This window comes from Commensalibacter sp. B14384M2 (genome assembly GCF_016101865.1).
Taxonomy (GTDB): Bacteria; Pseudomonadota; Alphaproteobacteria; order Acetobacterales; family Acetobacteraceae; genus Commensalibacter; species Commensalibacter melissae.
On the sequence record NZ_JACFPS010000011.1, the window covers coordinates 1 to 1,251 of the forward strand.

Sequence of the window (1,251 nt, forward strand, 5' to 3'; positions counted from 1 at the left end):
GCGGTGCGAGTGCGATTACCGGCATCATGGGTGGCAGTGACAATCTCAATGGCACCAACACAGCCATTGACGCCATCACGGGTGGCCTGACAGGACTTGCCCAAAACGCACCCAAAATTGAGAAGGGTAAAAACAAAGGCAAAAAGCCGGCCGGTAAAGCGGGGCCGAAACCCAAAGCCGAACAGGCTGACAGGAACCCGGAGCGGATTGAAAAGAAAGGGGATACAAAATGAGACTTTATTCTTTGGCTAGTTTAATGATGCTGTGTTTATCTCTAACTGCCTGTGGTCCTAACATATTTTATACAAGAATATGGAATACTCAAGGGACAGCGAAACCCCTTTCCAAAACGGATGATGTAATCAGGGTCGTTGTTCCGGAAAGCTTGACAAAATATGTTGCCAAGGCAAGAAGTTATGATCCAGATTGGAGAAAAAATGGCGATATAGCTACTTTATTTTTAACAGCAAAAATGGATACTGAAGAAAAGCTCCAAGATTTAGGCTATCAGTTAACAGATACAGGATTAGATGGTGGAGATAGTGGTAAATCTAAAAAATTTAAATGGATTGATAGCCAGGGTAATGAAAAACAGGCCATGACACATGGAGGAAAACCAACCGTATTTGCTTTAATTGACGCAGGAATAATTGATACCTATACACAAAGATTTATATCTGAAGTGCCATATTCTAGCGATCCAAGTACAGGAGCAACCACCATGTGGACAAATCATGTCGATGAAGTCACCATGAATACTATTATATTTAGAATCAGTCTAGTAAGACCTGTTAATAAGGAAAGTCCACTTTATATATGTAATAATACTTCACTTAGTACAAATTTGTGTACTTATCCTGATAAATTTATGCCCGATAAATATATAACGGACTCACTTAAATATAAAGACATTTATGAAACGATTTTTCATGGTGTAGGTTCCATGACAACTAATTCTCCTGATCCAGCATATATTCAAGATCATTTGGTTTCATCGGTGTTGTATCAATATCCCAACTTGCTGGGTAAAAAAAGAATTTACCAAATCAGTCAACCTTTATTTCAAGTAACCAAAGTCACTGATAATACTCAATAATATTTAAACCATTCTTCTTTCTTATGGATATGACGACACGACGGACATAGACAAGATAGCCAGCGGCATGATCCATACCGGGATCATTGGCGGTGCGAGTGCGATTACCGGCATCATGGGTGGCAGTGACAATCTCAATGGCACCAACACAGCCA

Annotated in this window: 2 protein-coding genes; both read left to right on the forward strand. The window is 40.0% G+C overall.

From position 1 onward, the window contains the following. Positions 1–233: hypothetical protein (locus H3R33_RS09030; protein WP_198185743.1), on the forward strand; the 233-nt coding region annotated here is incomplete at its 5' end. Between the two features lie 23 nt (positions 234–256). Continuing rightward, on the forward strand, positions 257–1,096 hold the full coding sequence (locus H3R33_RS09035; protein WP_198185745.1) for a hypothetical protein: 840 nt from the start codon (positions 257–259) through the stop codon (positions 1,094–1,096). The last annotated feature ends 155 nt before the right edge of the window (positions 1,097–1,251 follow it).